Source organism: Psychrobacter sp. 16-MNA-CIBAN-0192, from assembly GCF_040309565.1.
In the GTDB taxonomy this organism is placed as follows: Bacteria; Pseudomonadota; Gammaproteobacteria; order Pseudomonadales; family Moraxellaceae; genus Psychrobacter.
In genome coordinates this window covers 1-278 of the sequence record NZ_JBEOOX010000189.1, presented here as the reverse complement: position 1 = coordinate 278, position 278 = coordinate 1, and the positions used below count along the sequence as shown (strand labels likewise).

Annotated in this window: 1 protein-coding gene; it reads left to right on the top strand. The window is 40.6% G+C overall.

Features of this window, described 5'->3' with window-relative positions; all coding sequences use genetic code 11:
- Positions 1-278 (top strand): hypothetical protein (locus tag AAEY78_RS12865; protein WP_352339713.1); only part of this gene is annotated, 278 nt, incomplete at both ends.

Sequence of the window (278 nt, the reverse complement as noted above, 5' to 3'; positions counted from 1 at the left end):
CAGTTATGTTAAGGTCAAGTCAGCCGACATAACATCTGACAGTGATCATCAATACAATCCTAAAAGTACCACCTATCTATTACAACGCAGAACTCGGGCATCAGGCTTTAGTCATCACTTTTCGTGGGACAGACAAGACCAGCGCGCTAAATGTATTGAGCAATGGGGTGATGATGATATTTATCATTATCACTTTGAATATACGGCACTCGTTAACGGTATAAAAAGCAGTTGTACAGACTCTTTAGGTCATCGCGAGACTTTTATTCACAATGCAC